The sequence below is a fragment of the Streptomyces antarcticus genome (assembly GCF_026627255.1).
GTDB lineage: Bacteria > Actinomycetota > Actinomycetes > Streptomycetales > Streptomycetaceae > Streptomyces > Streptomyces antarcticus.
This window is the reverse complement of record NZ_JAPNLM010000010.1, coordinates 154,501-168,819: the sequence shown is the minus strand read 5'-3', so window position 1 is coordinate 168,819 and position 14,319 is coordinate 154,501. Positions and strand designations below refer to the sequence as shown.

The window sequence follows — 14,319 nt, the reverse complement described above, 5'->3', positions numbered from 1 at the left end:
TAGGAGGGGGCAGCCGATGAACCTCAGCACAGAACAGCGCCACACGATCGACGGGCTCTACCGGAGCCTGGACGCCGATGACACCGGCACCGCGGTGTCGGTCATCGTCAAGACGCGCGGCGAGACGTGCGACATCGACTGCCTCTACTGCTACGAGAAGCGCAAGGAGGCCCCGGGGGGTGCCAGGGTCAGCGCCGACCAGATCAGGCGCCTGGCCAGCATCTTCAAGGGCCGCAAGCTCGCCGTCGAACTCCACGGCGGCGAGCCCCTGACGGCCGGGCGAGAGCACATCGGCGAGATCCTGGCGGAGCTGTCCGGCCTGCCGCAGGTCGTCCGCGTCAGCCTGCAGACCAACGGTGTCCTGCTCGACGCCGACTGGCTCGACATGTTCGACACCCTCTGCCCGGACCTCCGGATCGGCATCTCCCTCGACGGTGATGCCCAGGGCAACGCCTGGCGCGTCGGCTACGACGGCAAGCCCGTGTATCCGCGCGTCGCCGCTGCCCTGAACCTGCTCGCGGAGCGGGGCCGGAGCGTCGGTGTGATCGCCGCGGTGACCCCGGCGGTGCTGGACCGCGCCGAAGAGGTGCTGGACCACCTCGCCGGCTTCGGTTCGGTCAACGCGATCAGCTTCGTACCCTGCTTCGACTCCACGATCCGCCGCTCCACGGCCCTGCCGAGCAGGCGCAAGTCGGCCAGCCGACTGCTTCAGCAGGCTGCCGTGAACGCAGCCGATGGCCCGGCCTGGGCCATCCATCCCGACGAGTACACCCAGTTCGTCCTCGCCGCCACCGCTCACTGGATCACCGCCGGACACTTCGCCCGCATCAAGCTGGAACCGGCCGTCTCCACGATCCGGCGATTACGGGGGCTGACGACAGGGTTCTGCCACTTCTCCGACCTCAAGTGCGACCACGTCTTCACCCTCTACCCCGATGGCCGCCTCGGGAGCTGCGACGAACTTCCTTGGCCCCAGGCCCGCCTCACCCAGCTGGAGTCCACGGCCGACGAGCACGAGGTGGCCCGCGCCCAGCAGAACTCTCTCCTCCTGGACCAGGGCAAAGCCCTGATGGACAAGTGCACGACCTGCGACTACCGCACCACCTGCGGCGGAGGATGCATCGCCACCCGCTGGCGCCAGGACCCGTCCGCCGATCACGACGCGTACTGCGACTACCGCATGCGGATGATCGACGGCGTCGCCGCACTGCTTGCCCAGCCCGGTCATCCCGCCGGCGCCTGGTGCCAGAGCCTGCGGTGGCGCCCGCGCACCCCGAACAGCATGCGCGACGCGAACGCCTTCCTGACCAGCTGGGACACTCCCGACCTCGTCGGCAGCGAAGTCAGGCTGCACACCAGTGAGCACGGCAACATCAACACCATGGGCCTCGCCGGTATACACGAGGCCGACGATCTGACCCCAGGCCACCCGATGTGGCGGGCGGCCATCGAACCCGGCGTCTGGCCGTTAGTCGACACAGTCACCCGAGCCTGGGGGCTCGTCACGTACGACAGCTGCCAGGGCCACCAGTACACCGGCGCGGACCTGGCCCCAACAGGTCTACGCATCGGGCTCCTCCCCCGCGACCGCCAGGAGTACGCCCGCGCTGCTGCGGCGCTGTGCCGGGCCGCCACCTTCGCAAGCGCCCTCCTGCCCGCGGGCATCGAGGTCAACATCGGCCGCTCGGAGCTCACCTGCGAGAGCACGGGCACCACCACCCCGGTCCTCGACCTGAGCCTGGACCCCGGCGCCGGTCAGGGGTGGGACGGCTACTTCGCCCGCCTGAACGAGGCCACCGCTGTGTTGGCCGCAGCCCTCGACGCCGAGCGCCCCAAGGCCGAATCCGTGTGCGCCTGCCCGCTGCCGGTGTCGCCGCAAGCCCCCGAGGAGGTGCTGCGATGAAGCCCGGCGACGCGGTCACCATCCACCAGCTCCTGGGACGCATCGCCTACTTCCACACCCTGTTCATCGAACCCGCCCTCACCTCCAGCAAGCAGCCCCGAGCGGGCGAGGCCTGCTGCTACCACAAGGACACCTCGGGATTCGGACAGCCAAACATCGGTACCGTGCTGGCCAGTACCGCTTGGGCAGTCCTCGACGAGATCGCGACCACCCTCGGCAAGCACCTTCGCCTCTGCCCGGACTCCGACCACCGGTGCTGCGCGGCCTGCCGCATCGCAGCCTCCGGCGCCGGCATCGCCCAGGCATGGGCAGTCACCGAACACCGCTCGTACGGCCTGCCGCTACCCGCGGACCCTCTCCTGCGGGCCTGCCGTATCGCGGCCGCATCCCGTCTCGCCCTCGTCTTCGCCCAGCAGCACAGGACCTCGTGCCGCGCCCTGGCCCAGGCCGAGACACCTGGTGCTGGCCTGCTGCCCGACAGCGCCACCTTGCCGTTGACCGGAGAACTCCTCGCCCTGTGGCAGGACCCGCTGGCCGCCACCCGCAGCCCGGTCGTCAGCTGGCTCAACCACTGCACGGACCTGAACGACATCCACCACGTGCTCCAGCAAGGGGGAACCACGAAGTGATCCACATAGCCGAGACCGTCGGCGTCGGAAGCATCGAGAACTTCCTCAGCGACGCTGAGCGTGCCCGCCTCGCCGACCTGATGAACGACGTCCTGACCAGCGGCGGCACCAGCCGCTTCGGTGACGAGCGCCGGACCTCCATCCACGAAATCCCCGGCCACAGCCCCGACGAGGCCATGGCCGTCTACGAGCCGGCCGGACGCGTCGAGATCCCCTCGATCCCCGAAGTCGCCGAGAAGCTCCTGGGTGACGCCTTCGAACGCGCTCGCCCGGCCCTCTCCCGCGTCATGCCCTCGATCACCCTCTGCCGCCCGTGGACGTACGTCGAGTACGGCGTGGGCCAGCACATCACCAGCCACCTCGACGGCATCGCCCCCGACCCGCTCGCCTGGCCCCGCCAGATCGCCGGCATCAGCGTCGTGATCACCCAGGCCGACGCCGGAGGCGACTTCTACGTCGAGACCGCCTCCAACGACCGGCTGTGGAACGGCAAGGCCCCCGATGCCGCCTCGAACGGCTACGCGGAGGGCATGTGGCTGGCCCACGACGGAGCCGACAACTCCGCGACCTGGTTCCAGCAGATGCCCCGCACCCGCTGGAGCGTCGCCCCGACCCCCGGAACGGCCCTGCTGTACGGCTCCCAGCTCGCGCACGGGACCCTCCCGGTCACCGCCGGCCGGGTCGCCAAGTTCATCAGCTGGCTCATCGCCGAGCCCACCGCGGCCGGGTGAGCGCGTGCTCCTGGCCTTGGAAGGCATAGCCGGCGCCGGAAAGAGCACCCTGCGCGACCGGCTCCTGGCCACCGCCCACGCCGAGGACATCCCCCTCAGCCACATCGGCCAGTTCTCCTGGCTCTCCCACTCGGCCACTCGCACGTTGATCCACCTGCGGGCCGGGCACGGGGGCGACGAGCGGGAGGCCATCGAGGCCGCCGCCCAGGACCTGGCTCTGCACTCCCGCTTCAACATCGCCGTCGCCCTCACCGAGGGCCCGGTCCTCGCCGACCGGCTCACCCTCTCCACCGCCTGCCTGCTCGCCCTGCTCCACCGGCAGCCCGCCGACGCGTACGTCGAGCGCCTCGCCGAGCAGACCCAGGTCCGTCCGCAGCTGACCGTTCTGCTGACCACCGCGCCCGACATCTGCCACGACCGCATCACTCGACGTGCGACAGAGCGCCGCTTCACCGAACAGCCCGAGGCCGCCGCCCGGCTGGCCGACCTCTACAACGAGGCCGCCGACGCCTGGACCAATGCCACCGGCCTGCCAGTGCTGAAGCACCCCTGCACGACCCATGCCGACCTCGAAGCCTTGGTTGATGCCTGCATGGAGGACCTCCGCTCGGCCGACAGCCCGACGGCCCCGAACAAGGAAGCGAGCCGATGAACCTGCACCCGATGCATCCCGCAGCCTGGGTCCTCGATCAGCTCCGCACGGACGGCTGGCACATCAGCGACCTCCTCGCGTTCACGCGGGCCAGCACCCTGGTCAGAGCAAGCCGCTTCGGCCAGGAGGACGTCGTAGTCAAGGCGGGATTCGGCAGCAACCACGTCCTGGCCGAGCTTGACCCAAGCGAGAGGCTCGCCGCGTACGGCTTCTACTGGTACGCGCAGATGACGGAGACCGAACGCGCCCTCACCCGCGAAGACTTTCGCCACGAGGCGGAGCTGACCGCCGCCGCCGGAGGAACCGATCACATCGTCCCGCTGCTGGAACAGGGCAGCTCGGAGCGGTTCGACTGGTACACCATGCCGCACTGCGACGGCGGGAACTTCCGGGCCTTCATGGCCACGTCCAAGGACACCGCCAAGGGCCTCAGCATCCTCGCCGACGTCGCCGGTGGCCTGGGCAACCTGCACCAGCGTGGAATCGTCCACCGCGACGTCTACCAGGAGAACATCCTCATCGACCAAGGTCGGGGCCTGATCACCGACCTCGGAGCCGCCCGCCGCCTGTCCACCCCCCGCGGGCCTGAACACCGCGGCCCCGAGGTCCACTGGCCGCCGGAGTACCTCACCGGCTACCACGAGGCCACCCCGGCAGCCGACGTGTTCAGCCTCGCCGTCCTCATCTACCGGTACCTGTGCGCGGACATCCCCCGCCTCGCCGGCCGTACGAAACTCCCCCTCATCCTCGAGCCGCTGCGCAGCATCGTCACCGCCGCGCTCTCCGACGACGCGGGTGACCGCCCCGCCATGGACGACCTACACACCGCGCTCCGCACAGCGGCCGACCTCCACCACCGCTGATCACCGCGAGGGAGCCCCTCATGCCCAGGGCGAGAGCACCGCCGCGTACCCGGCACCACCGCAGAGCAAGCGGAACAAGCCGAAGCCAACGAGACCGAAAGGCGGAACACCTCATGAACCAGGACCGCATCGCCGACTTCCTCGCCAACGTCGAGGACCTGCGCGGCGAGGACGAGACCGTCCGTACCACCGCCCACACCTCCAGCGTCTCGGCCGAGGGCTGGCCGGCGGCCGAGGCGGAGACCACCACCGCCTGAACCACAGCCGCCCGGCACGCTGAACGCAGCCGGTGAACACACCTGGGGCCGGGCCGTCAGCACCTGCGGCCCGGCCCCAGGCCCACCACCGAACAGGAGAGCCGCCACATGCACATCCTCGCCGACCTCTTCGACCTCCCGCCGATCGGCCGTCTCCACCACGAGCGGACGCAGCGCATCCACGCGGTCATCCGCCCCGGATCCCAGGCGCCTCAGTCCAGCACCAGTACGGCGGCCGATTACTGCCTGGCTCACCACGCCCTCGAAGGGGCCGAAGCCGCCGCCCGCGCCGGCGATGCCGCGACCTTCGACTGGTATGTCGCCCACCCCGACGCGGGGGCCACCACCAACTCCGTTCCCACCGCGGTCGGCGCCTGCGTGGTCGTCGCGCCCACACTCGCCGACCTGCCCCGATCCGCGATCTCCGAGACCCCCTACTACGTCCTGGGCCCCGGCACCGAACCCGCCCAGCCTCACCTGCGTGTCCTCGCGGCCGACGCGTACGCCAGCGCCGCACGAGCGGGGTTCGGCGATCTGCTCGCCGCGCACGCCGTCGTCCTGTGCCTTCTGCGGACGAAGAACCTCGGCGAGACCCTCGACAGCTGGACCATCAGCCGCCTGCCGGGCACGGTCTTCATGGATCACGTCGACGACCCGATCGTCCTGGCCCGCGACCTCATCCACGAGGCAGGGCACAACTGGCTGAACGACGCCCTCGCGGCAACGGGATGCAAGATCAGCGACGCCGCGCACTTCCACTCCCCGTGGAAGCAGACGATGCGGCCGGCGTTCGGCTTCCTCCACGCCTGCTGGGCGTTCCCGCTCACCATGCTGTTCACCGCGCACGCGCTGAACAGCGCCACGGGAGATCTGCACGGGTTCCTGACCGCCTACCTCGACCAACAGCGAAGCCTCCTCGCCGGCACCACGCCCGATCACGCCCTCGCTCTGGAGCTGATCAGCGACGACGGCCTCCGTGACCGCCTCGCTGCCGCCCACCGCCAGGCCCTCGCCCTGTGAACGCGGCCCACGACGAGGAGCCCGGCCTGACCCTGCTGGTCCACCGGCCAGGCGAACAGCCCACTCTTCTGCACACCGGTCTGGCCAGCCTCGAACACAGACTGCCCATCGGACCGGACACCACCTTCAACGTCGGCTCGGTCGCGAAGCAGATCACCGCCCACCTGATCCTGCTCGCCGCGCATGACGATCTCCTGCGCCTGGACCAGAAGACCGCGGACCTGCTGCCCCGACTCAAGATCAGCGATGTCACCGTCGCGGACCTCGTCACCCATCGATCGGGCATACGCGACGCCGAGTCCCTGCTCTCACTCGCCGGCTTCCGGGACCTCGACCACTACACGGCCGACGACCTGCGAACCCTCGCCTACCGCCAGGACCAGCGCGCCGTCCCCGAAGGCCGCTTCCTCTACAGCAACACCAACTACCTCCTCCTGGCAGAGATCCTCGAAACAGTCCACCACACCACGCTGTCCGACCTCGCCCGGCACCGCGTTTTCGGCCCGCTCGGCATGCACTCCACCCACTTCAAAGCGGACCCGCGCCAGGTCATCCCCGGAGCCGCATCCGCCTACCAGGCCACCCACCACGGCTGGCAGCACACAGAAGTGCCGGTCACCCTGCCCGGCCCCGGAACCCTATGGACCGCAGTCGGCGATCTCGACCGCTGGCTCACCTACCTCCACCAGCGCTGGCAGCACCCCCACCAGCTCCCCTGGCAGGAAACTGTGGACTACGAGCCCAGCGACCACGAGCCCTATCTCTACGGCCCCGGGCTCTACGCCGACGCCCGCCCCGACCACACCGCTGTCTTCCACTACGGCCACGAACAGGGCTTCTCCGCCGCTACCCACCTAGAGGCATCGGGGCTGCGCGTGATCGTCCTGTCCAACAACGCCAGGCTCTCGGCCGACCGCGTCACCGCCGCCATCCTCCGGGACCTCCACCGGCAGCCGACGCTGGCCCAGAAGGAGGCCCTCGTCCGCGCAGCAGCCCGGGAGCGAGCCTCAAGCACTGGCATACAAGATCAGCCCACACCCGACCACGTCGGCCAGCACACAGAGCTCGGCACCTTCGCCTGCGACCAGGCCCCCGGCAGCCTTCGCCTCACCCGCAGGGCCGACGCTCTCCACCTGTGGCGCCGAGGGACATGCGACCAGCTCATCCCCACGGGCTCGGGCATCTACGCCGGCAACGGCTACACCCTCACCGTGCCCAGCAGCACGGACCAGGTCGACCGCTTCACCCTCGACCTCGACCGCGCCCCCGGACTCACGTACATCCGCCAGTAGTCACCGCCGCAAGGCGCCATCCGACTTCCCCACCCACAACCGGTGAAGACGCGAACCGAACTGGAGACTCCTGATGCTCAACCACCTGGTGATTCCCGGGATCGCGGCGTACGTCCACGAAGGTCTGCCCACGCCCGCCCAAACCGATGACTCGAACGCGTGGGTCGACGGTGTCTGCTGGCTGTACTGCGGCCAACGCCGGACACGCGTCTTATGGATAGGGCCAGCGAGCGTCGCGGGCATGCAGGCACCGATGTTCGCCTGTGACCCCTGCATCTCCGAACTCCACGAGCGGGTATGGCAGTCCATCCGCCTCATAGACGAGCCGCACCGAAGCAGCACCCACACGCGAATCGAGGTGGACGACCACCCCCGAACCCGCGGAGGCCGTCACCGAGCCCGCAGCAGCTCCCTGCGTGCATGAACCACAAGACCTGCCTGAATAGCGATGGGAGAGTCCGGCGTGCTCGTACGCGTTGAACGGGTCCAATCCGAAGCCGTTGGACAACAGGGCGACCCGATCACCAGCAGCCCGCGCCGCACTGGCAAGGGCCGCCATCCGACGAGCCGCTGGCACCCCCGCCCCTTCAGGTTCACCGGGTCCACGTGCGCGCCCAGCAGAACGGCAGTGCCCTCGTGCCATTCAACCTGCCTTATCTCCCCGACCTCCAGCGCCGCGTACAGACGCCGACCCTCCGGGTCGTCGTTGAGGGTGCTGCGCCACTCCTCCGGGGCCATCCCTTCGGATACGCACCACGCACGGTGGGCAGCGAGCGGGCCGCCGAGCCACTCCTGCCCATAGGTGGTCTCACTGCTGTGCGACATCCAGTGACAAGAACCCCGCCGAGGCGGGGCCGCTCGACCTCGGCCACACCCGGTGAGCCCCTGCTGCCCCGCCGCCAGGCCGGCGGTGGGGCAGCGGTGCGTCTACCCCTGGCTCAGGGGGTGAGGCGGTTCGGGCCGCGGAACAGGAACGCGGCCTCGCGGATCGAGTCCAGGCCGAGCATGACCATCAGGATCCGGCCCAGGCCGGCGCCGAGGCCGCCGTGGGGCGGGCACCCGAAGCGGAAGATGTTCATGTAGTCCTGCATCGGCTCGGTGTCCATGCTCTTCTCCTCCGCCTGCTTGAGCAGCACGTCGGAGCGGTGCTCACGCTGGGCCCCGGTGGTGATCTCCAGGCCCTTCCAGAGCAGGTCGAAGCTGAGTGTCAGGTCAGGCTGGTCCGCCGGACGCATGTGGTAGAAGGGCCTGATGCTGGCCGGGTAGTGCGTGATGAACACGAACTCGTGGCCCGTGAGCTCCTTCATGTGGGCGGCGATGGTGCGCTCACCTTCCGGGTCCAGGTCCTCCTTGACGCCTTCGGGGTCCCAGCCGCCGGCCCGCAGGATCTCCTGCGCCTCGGCCATCGTGATCCTGGGGAACGGAGCCTCCGGCACGACGACCTCGATCCCGAAGACCTCCCGGATCGCCTCACCGTGGACCTCTGCGACCTTTGCGATGGCGTGGGCGAGCATCCGCTCCTCGAACGCCATCACGTCCTCGACGTCGTCGATCCACGACAGCTCGACGTCCACGCCGGTGAACTCGGTCGCATGTCGGGAGGTATACGACGGCTCGGCCCGGAAGACAGGCCCGATCTCGAAGACCCTGTCGATGCCCGCGGCCACGGCCATCTGCTTGTAGAACTGCGGCGACTGCGCCAGGTACGCCGAGCGGTCGAAGTACCCGAGCTTGAACACCTCCGCGCCGGACTCCGAGGCAGTGCCCATCAGCTTCGGCGTGTGCATCTCCGTGCAGCCGTTCTGCATGGCGTACTCGCGCAGCCCCTGCTCCAGGGTCGTCTGCGCGGCGAACACCATCTGCGCGGTGGCCCGCTTGCGTACGTCAAGGAACCGCCAGTCGAGCCGGTGCTCGGGGCCGGTGTGCTCGTCGATCGGCAGCGGCGTCTCCGCCCGGTTCAGCACCTCGATCGTCTCGGGGACGATCTCCAGCCCGCCCAGGTTGACCTGGGCCGCCTCTACGACACGTCCGGTGATCCGGACGGCGGACTCGGGGGTCAGCGACTCGATGACGGCTTCGAGCGTGCCGCCGTCGCGCTTGTGGGTCACCTGCGCCATGCCGGAGTGGTCCCGCAGGATGACGAACTGCATCTTGCGCTGCAGCCGGAATGCGTTCACCCAGCCGGAGACGGTGACGGTCTGGTCGAGGTGTGCGCGTAGGTCAGAAACCAGTACGCGGCTAGTGCTGTGGATCATCGCAGCCCTCCAGGGGCGTCGTCATGATCCCTTGGAAGCGTGGGCGAGAAGGGTACTCGCGGTGCCACCACGCCTTTGCCACCGCCAGACAGCGGCGGCCTCATTCAGCCCGATGACGGGGGCAAACCGGCGGGGCATTGGGCCCGAGGGCCTTTCCTCCCCGCGCTCGGGAGGGTCTTCACTACGGGTGCGAGTCCGCCTTCACAGCTACCGGCGGCTCTCTCTGCTCGCATGATCCGTGGCTACTCATCTCCGTCGACGCGTTGGTCACGAGGATAGGGATCCCACAAGCCCCTCGCAACGGATTCACGGCGGCGGCGCGCCAGGTGACCGGATGCTGCCCCTGCCGGGGCCAAATCGGACGCCCCTTCGTCCATCGCTACCGTGCAAGGCCACCACGAGTACGCGGCAACTACGATCGGGCCGCGAAGCCGTCCGGGCCGCTCGCGGCCCTGGACTCCCGACCAGGAGGGGACCGCCGCACATGGGTAGGACTGAGTACTACAACGACCCCACCGCGCCGAAGGCCAACACCCTCATCCCTGCGAGCAACCTGCTCGTCATGGACGACAACGGCGCCATCCTGCTCCAGCGTCGCCGGGACACCGGCCAGTGGGCGCTGCCCGGCGGCGCCCAGGACATCGGCGAGACCGCCGCCGAATGCGCGGTCCGCGAATGCCTGGAGGAAACCGGCATCGTCGCCGAGATCACCGGCTTCCTCGGCGTCTACACCAACCCCCACCACATCGTGGCCTACACCGACGGCGAGATCCGCCAGCAGTACGAGAACACCTACATCGGCCGCCCCCTCGGCGGCGATCCCACCATCAACGACGAGGCTGACGGCGTCCGCTTCATCCAGCCCACCGAGCTCGACCAGTACGACATCCACCCCAGCATGCGCCAGCAGATCGGCGACTACCTCGCCGGCACATACCCCTACCTCGGCTGAGCCACCAGCTTTATCTCCTGCAATCGAAAGGCTCCTGCTTTGACGCCCGCGCCACAGAGCTTCCCGGTCGGCTCGATCGTCCGGTACCTGGGGAACCGTGCCAATGTCACGGGCCACGCGGCCGACGGCAACATCGAGATACGAATGCTCAGCACCGGAAGCGAGCTATCCGTCCCTCCGGACAGACTGACCTCTCAGACGACGCCTGCTGGTGCGGGGCCGCCGCTCTCCCGGGCCTGCCTGTTCGCCGGCCTCGGACTCGTAGCCGTCGTCGCCTTGGCATTCCTGCTCGACCTCGATGACAGTGACGTGAACGGGACCACCTCGGCGCCCTCTCACGTGTCGGCAGCACCCATCGCACCGATGAGCCCCTCGGCGGTTTCACCATCGACTGCGCCGACGCCGCAGGCCCCTGACACACCCACCCCCCGCGTGGCTCCCAGCTTCGGGGCCGGAGTCCCCGCATGGGTGAAGCGTGTCCAGGACGTGGAGGCGGCCTACATCCTGCCCGGCAATCCTGATGAAGAAGACCCAGCCGACCGCAGGGACTCGGTCGTGATCAAGTACACCAGCGGCGACGCCGGGCAGCGGTGCACCGCGATGCGGGCCCTGGCCGGGTCCGAGCACGGCGTCATCGCTTACACCCCCTCTGGGATGGCGATGGACTCGAACGACTGCCTCAACGTGAAGCTTGGTGCTCGCCGAGGCTCAGCAGCCATCGCCGCAGTGCGGCAACGGCGCACTGCAGCTCTTGGTCCCGATAGTGCGGCGGCAAACCCTATTCACGAAGCTCGTCTGGAACGTAGCCACGATCACCAGGTCGAGACGAACAGGTCGCGGTTCCGTATGTGGGGGCGGTATTACGGAACTCGGTGAAGCCGCCCCCTGCGAGCCCTAGTACTTCTACTCCTCGGTTCCCTCGGCAGTAGCGTCCTCGATACCGAGTTCCGGGTTCAGCTTCTCCTCAGGCGCGGCCGTGCGTCGGTACTGCGGGTGGTCGAGGTCCATCTGCTTCGCGGCGTGCAGGGGGAGCGGGAAACGGGAGCGGCCGTCCCAGAACTGGCTCTGGTGACAGAGCTTCGCCGTGGTGATGGCGAGGGCTTCCTCGGAGACTCCGGCAGCGCAGGCGAGCGGGTAGATTTCGCTGGCCGTCATGGAGTACCAGTTCTGCGGCATCTCTCCCTTGCGGCGGTCCTCCTTCTTATCGGAGAAGACGGATGCCTTGGCATCCCAACGCGTGTATTTCGAGCCCAACCGGCCCGCTCCGTCCCCGTCGAAGGCTCGCGGGACGTTGCAAAGGATCCATGCAGGTGCGCCAAAGTCCGTGGTGACCTGGTAGAGCGTGGTCGCCGTGTCCTGCTCCACCGGCTCGCTGTCCTTGGCCTTGACAAAACGGGTGGTGCTCACCGGCTGCGGCACTTCATCGCTGTCGATGTTGATGCGGACGACGGCCTGCGGCCTGTCATCGCGGCTCAGCGTGGTGCCGGGGAGCCAGTAGCGGCTGTTGCCGTCACCGGGCGAGCCTCCCTGCCGCATGTTCTGCAGCCCGTCCCACATTCGTCGGGAGGCCAACTCGTCCACGGTGACGACGTACGGCGTACCGTCGAGTTCGTCGGCGAGATCGGCGAGGGCGCGTTCGACGGTCTCGGCCGCGTCGTCCCAGCGCTGCCGGTAGGTCTTCTTATCGCCCGTTCCCTCTGGGTAGGCGCTGGCGTGGAAGGCCGGCTGGGCGAGGTGGTAGGGCTGCCATTCGGGCCGGGTAGAGCTCCACCCGAGCATGGTCCAGGTACCGCCGGTGGCTTGCGGAGGCACGAGGGCGGACGCGGTGATGACGACCTTGGGCTGGCCGAACTCCCCCTTTCGTCGGTTCTGTTGCCGTACGTGGATACCCACGTGTGCGATGCGGTCGACCGGGTAACCCGCCTTCTCCGGACGTAGGGCGTCCGCAATGCGGCCGTCGACGATGCCGAGCGACCGGTAGAGATCGAGAAGGGCCATCTCGGCGGGGTGGTCCTTGGCCTTGGGCTTGAAAACGACACCCTTCTCGTCTTGGCCACGGAGGTACTGGCTGGGGACGCCGAGGTCTCCGAAGATGTTCCTGGTCTGCGGCTTGGCGTCGAGATCGTCCAAACTGACCCCCGCATACTCCTCTGCCACTACCGACGTGGGAATCTCGGTCTCGCACCATGCTGCGACAAGCACCCCGTTCTGGGAGCGGATCGGTGCGCCGGTGGCCGCCAGTGCGTCCCTGCGTTCGCCGGAGGGGCCGGGCTTGAGGAAGGCGGGGGCGTAGTGGAATTCTGCGACGATCTGGTCGCCGTGCAGCCGGAGTTCCTGGCCGTTCTCCCGGTCGAGCCCTTCGGGGTTGAGGTCGAAGCTCTTGCAGAAGGTGTCAAGCATCCGGAGCCGGGTGTCGTCCTGGTACCAGAGGCAGACGATGCGCAGCTTCTTGAAGCCGGCGGCCTCGACTGAGGCGGAGATGGATTCTGGGGTCGGGAAAAGGGTGCCGCGCTTACGGATCGGACCCAGTGTCTTGGGCTCCGGATGTGCCTCGCGCTCTGCCTTGCGGCGGAGGTATTCCATCTTCGAGATGTTCTCGGGGTCTGTCGGCCGGTGCGGCAGGCTCATCCGTACTTCACGTGCCTCCAGCGGCACGGCGTCGGTGTCGAAGACCTTGGTGAAGTGCTGGTACAGGAGCCGCAGGTGCTGCATGCCGGTACCGGTGCCGACGGGGAAGGAGAAATTCTTCGGCAGGATGGGCCACACCTTGCCGGGGTGCCCGCTGGCGAAGCGGGGCGGCTCCTTCCCCTCGGCTTTCGCCTTTGCCACCTCGGCGAGCAGCTTCTGCTCCGCCTGCGACCGCTCATCGATAGCACGCAGGATGGAGTAATCCATCTCCAGGCGGCCGAGAGCCTGCAGCGCAAGGCGGTTGATGGTGCGAGCACCTCCGCGGCCGTTGAGGGTGACCTCAAGGAGCGGGTGGTTCCTGCCGGGCTGCTCGGCGAGGGCGGTGTTGGAGAAGACCAGGGAGGAGGAGATCCGGGTTACCCGTGATGTCAGCAGCAGCACGGGATTGGAGACGTTGGGCAGCGTCTTCAGGTTGAGAGCTGTTCGGGAGAGGGCGTAGCGACCGCCCTGCTCGTTCGTCCAGGGGTCGTCGAAGGCGACCAGGCCGCCGGTGGTGTCGGGCCGCAGCTTGACGGTCCGGCTGTCGGAGATGGCCCAGGGCTCGGTGGCGAGCTGCTGGGAGAGCTGCCAGGCAACTGTGCGGTAGAGCCAGTTGGGGGCCGTGGGCTGAGCGTTCTTCGTGGTCTGGAGGTAGGTGGCTAGCGAGTACGTGTGTTCAGGGGTGTCAGCGAACCTCTTGGCGAGCTCAGGAGGAGCGGTGAGGTCGATGGTGCTGACGTCCTGCCCCAGGGCGAGGTGATAGGCGAGGGTGAACACACGGCGAAGCAGCTTGTCGTCGAGGGGTTGGAGGGAGGCGAGGAACGGGGCGCGGCGGTCGGGATCGAAGTACACGTAGCCGCCGCTGGTCATGTTGAGGACCGTGGTGGCGATGGAGTAGGGGGCCTGGGCCGAGTCGTTCCTGAACTTCTTCTTGCAGAGCCTGTCGAAGTCGTCCCAGAGCTTCCAGGTCGCCTCGTCGAAGTGGCGCACGTGGACTGCGGCGTCGCCGACCAGCTCCGGGGTACAGCGGAAGGCGAGGGTGTTCAGGTACTTGCCGGGTTCACGGTCCTGCTGGGTCACGTGTCCTCTTCCGTCTCT

12 protein-coding genes and 1 pseudogene are annotated in these 14,319 nt (G+C 68.4%); 10 read left to right on the top strand and 3 right to left on the bottom strand.

The window, feature by feature from the left end:
- The first annotated feature begins 16 nt into the window (after positions 1-16).
- From OTB16_RS17535 to OTB16_RS17500, 8 genes are all read left to right on the top strand, one after another.
- A complete protein-coding gene (locus OTB16_RS17535) occupies positions 17-1,903 on the top strand; it encodes a radical SAM/SPASM domain-containing protein (RefSeq protein ID WP_267721169.1) in 1,887 nt (628 codons plus the stop codon).
- Complete coding sequence (locus OTB16_RS17530) at positions 1,900-2,532, top strand: hypothetical protein (protein WP_267721168.1); 633 nt, start codon at positions 1,900-1,902, stop codon at positions 2,530-2,532. Before OTB16_RS17535 ends, OTB16_RS17530 begins: the two co-directional genes overlap by 4 nt.
- Positions 2,529-3,263, top strand: coding sequence for a hypothetical protein (locus tag OTB16_RS17525; protein WP_267721167.1), 735 nt, complete (start codon positions 2,529-2,531; stop codon positions 3,261-3,263). The genes OTB16_RS17530 and OTB16_RS17525 overlap by 4 nt, the downstream gene beginning before the upstream one ends.
- Before the next feature lie 4 nt (positions 3,264-3,267).
- Positions 3,268-3,915: a nucleoside/nucleotide kinase family protein gene (locus OTB16_RS17520; RefSeq protein WP_267721166.1), complete on the top strand. Its 648-nt coding sequence runs from the start codon at positions 3,268-3,270 to the stop codon at positions 3,913-3,915.
- Positions 3,912-4,778: a protein kinase domain-containing protein gene (locus OTB16_RS17515; protein WP_267721165.1), complete on the top strand. Its 867-nt coding sequence runs from the start codon at positions 3,912-3,914 to the stop codon at positions 4,776-4,778. Before OTB16_RS17520 ends, OTB16_RS17515 begins: the two co-directional genes overlap by 4 nt.
- A gap of 113 nt (positions 4,779-4,891) precedes the next feature.
- Entirely contained in the window at positions 4,892-5,035 is a 144-nt protein-coding gene (locus OTB16_RS17510; protein ID WP_167347301.1) for a hypothetical protein, read from the top strand.
- Between the two features lie 108 nt (positions 5,036-5,143).
- Positions 5,144-6,055: an aKG-HExxH-type peptide beta-hydroxylase gene (locus OTB16_RS17505; protein WP_267721164.1), complete on the top strand. Its 912-nt coding sequence runs from the start codon at positions 5,144-5,146 to the stop codon at positions 6,053-6,055.
- Positions 6,052-7,347 (top strand): serine hydrolase domain-containing protein, encoded by a 1,296-nt coding sequence (locus tag OTB16_RS17500; RefSeq protein WP_267721163.1) that lies wholly within the window; start codon positions 6,052-6,054, stop codon positions 7,345-7,347. The genes OTB16_RS17505 and OTB16_RS17500 overlap by 4 nt, the downstream gene beginning before the upstream one ends.
- Positions 7,348-7,558: 211 nt before the next feature.
- On the opposite strand, the pseudogene OTB16_RS39595 reads toward OTB16_RS17500, so the two are convergent.
- Together OTB16_RS39595 and aspS are read right to left on the bottom strand one after the other, a co-directional pair.
- Positions 7,559-8,172, bottom strand: a pseudogene (locus OTB16_RS39595) (HAD family phosphatase).
- A gap of 113 nt (positions 8,173-8,285) precedes the next feature.
- Positions 8,286-9,602, bottom strand: coding sequence for an aspartate--tRNA(Asn) ligase (gene aspS, locus OTB16_RS17490; protein ID WP_267721162.1), 1,317 nt, complete (start codon positions 9,600-9,602; stop codon positions 8,286-8,288).
- A gap of 484 nt (positions 9,603-10,086) precedes the next feature.
- On the opposite strand from aspS, the gene OTB16_RS17485 reads away from it, so the two are divergent.
- A complete protein-coding gene (locus tag OTB16_RS17485; RefSeq protein ID WP_267721161.1) occupies positions 10,087-10,554 on the top strand; it encodes an NUDIX hydrolase in 468 nt (155 codons plus the stop codon).
- Positions 10,555-11,022: 468 nt separating this feature from the next.
- Positions 11,023-11,430: a hypothetical protein gene (locus OTB16_RS17480; RefSeq protein ID WP_267721160.1), complete on the top strand. Its 408-nt coding sequence runs from the start codon at positions 11,023-11,025 to the stop codon at positions 11,428-11,430.
- 27 nt (positions 11,431-11,457) lie between these two features.
- Here OTB16_RS17480 and OTB16_RS17475 read toward each other — a convergent pair whose 3' ends face one another.
- On the bottom strand, positions 11,458-14,301 hold the full coding sequence (locus tag OTB16_RS17475) for an RNaseH domain-containing protein (RefSeq protein WP_267721159.1): 2,844 nt from the start codon (positions 14,299-14,301) through the stop codon (positions 11,458-11,460).
- Positions 14,302-14,319: the final 18 nt, after the last annotated feature.

Coding starts and splice junctions, on each gene's coding strand:
- OTB16_RS17515 (WP_267721165.1), top strand. CDS start 3,912: ATGAACCTGCACCCGATGCATCCCGCAGCCTGGGTCCTCGATCAGCTC.
- OTB16_RS17535 (WP_267721169.1), top strand. CDS start 17: ATGAACCTCAGCACAGAACAGCGCCACACGATCGACGGGCTCTACCGG.
- aspS (WP_267721162.1), bottom strand. CDS start 9,602: ATGATCCACAGCACTAGCCGCGTACTGGTTTCTGACCTACGCGCACAC.
- OTB16_RS17510 (WP_167347301.1), top strand. CDS start 4,892: ATGAACCAGGACCGCATCGCCGACTTCCTCGCCAACGTCGAGGACCTG.
- OTB16_RS17485 (WP_267721161.1), top strand. CDS start 10,087: ATGGGTAGGACTGAGTACTACAACGACCCCACCGCGCCGAAGGCCAAC.
- OTB16_RS17505 (WP_267721164.1), top strand. CDS start 5,144: ATGCACATCCTCGCCGACCTCTTCGACCTCCCGCCGATCGGCCGTCTC.
- OTB16_RS17530 (WP_267721168.1), top strand. CDS start 1,900: ATGAAGCCCGGCGACGCGGTCACCATCCACCAGCTCCTGGGACGCATC.